At 65.0% G+C, this 1366-nt stretch carries 1 protein-coding gene; it reads left to right on the top strand.

The window, feature by feature from the left end; genetic code table 11:
• Positions 1-47 precede the first annotated feature (47 nt).
• Entirely contained in the window at positions 48-1229 is a 1182-nt protein-coding gene (locus HII36_RS55175; protein ID WP_173531385.1) for an IS701 family transposase, read from the top strand.
• The last annotated feature ends 137 nt before the right edge of the window (positions 1230-1366 follow it).

Below are 1366 nucleotides of genomic sequence, written 5' to 3'. Positions count from 1 at the left end.
CCTAGTACTACAACCTGATTTCGTGATGATCGGTCAATAGAGTGTGGATCGTGCTTACTTCTCACGATCTTCAGGCTTGGGTGGCGGGACTGGATGCGCTGTTCGCGCGGGTTGCTGGTCGTTTCGGAAGGGTGGAACCGCGCCGTCAGGCGCGGGCGTATGTGACGGGGTTACTGGCGCCGGTGGAGCGGAAGAACGGCTGGCAATTGGCTGAGGCTGCTGGAGACGATGGGCCGGATCGGATGCAGCGGCTGCTGAGCCAGGCTCGATGGGACGCTCGTGGGGTGCGTGAGGATCTGCGTAGCTATGTGGTGGAGAATCTCGGACACCCGCAGGCTGTGCTGATCGTGGATGAGACGGGGTTCCTCAAGAAGGGTCTGCGCTCGGCCGGGGTGCAGCGGCAGTACTCGGGCACCGCGGGCCGGACGGAGAACTGTCAGCTCGGGGTGTTTCTGGCCTACGCCTCTCCGCGCGGGCGGGCGTTGATCGACGCGGAACTGTATCTGCCAAAGTCGTGGGTCGATGATCGGCCGCGCTGCCGAGCGGCCGGGATCGGTGATGAGGTGGAGTTCGCGACCAAGCCCGCCTTGGCCCGGCAGATGCTGGCCCGCGCTCTGGAGGCGGGGGTGCCGGTGTCGTGGGCGACAGCGGATGAGGCCTACGGAATGGACTCGAAGTTCCGCCGGTTCCTGGAAGAGCGCCGGGTGAACTATGTGGTGGCCGTGCCCAAGAACCAGATCGTGGCGGGCGCGAGTGGTCGTGCTGACACCCAGGTTGCCGCGGCGCCGGCCGAGGCGTGGCAACGCCGCTCCTGCGGCGAGGGCAGCAAGGGTCTGCGGCTGTATGACTGGGCGCTGGCCAGTGTGCACTACGAAACCGAGCCCGGCTATCAGCGGTGGCTGTTGGCGCGGCGTTCCTTGACGCCGAACGCCAGAGGCGAGTTGGAGATCGCCTACTACTTGTGTCATGGTCCCGCCGGCACCGGCATCGACGAGCTGATCCGGATCGCGGCCGCCCGCTGGGCGATCGAGGAATGCTTCCAGGCGGCCAAGAATGAGACCGGCCTGGACCATTACCAGGTCCGACGCTTCGACGCCTGGCATCGGCACATCACCTTGTCCATGCTCGCCCATGCCTATCTGGCTGTCACCGCTGCTCACGCCCCAAAAGCCCAAGTGGCCTGGTCCCACTCACACCCGCCGAGATCCGCCGTCTCCTGGCACATCTGACCAGCACGATCACCACAACCCTGGACTTCGCCCTTCGCTGGTCCACCCGCCGACGCCAGGACCAAGCCCGCGCCCGCAGCAGCCACTACTGGAAACGATGGCTCAAATATCACGAAATCAGGTTGTAGTACTAGGAC

Source organism: Nonomuraea antri (genome assembly GCF_013283785.1).
Taxonomy (GTDB): Bacteria; Actinomycetota; Actinomycetes; order Streptosporangiales; family Streptosporangiaceae; genus Nonomuraea; species Nonomuraea antri.
Note: the sequence above shows the minus strand (reverse complement) of the source record. Positions and strands in the feature narration are given on the sequence as shown.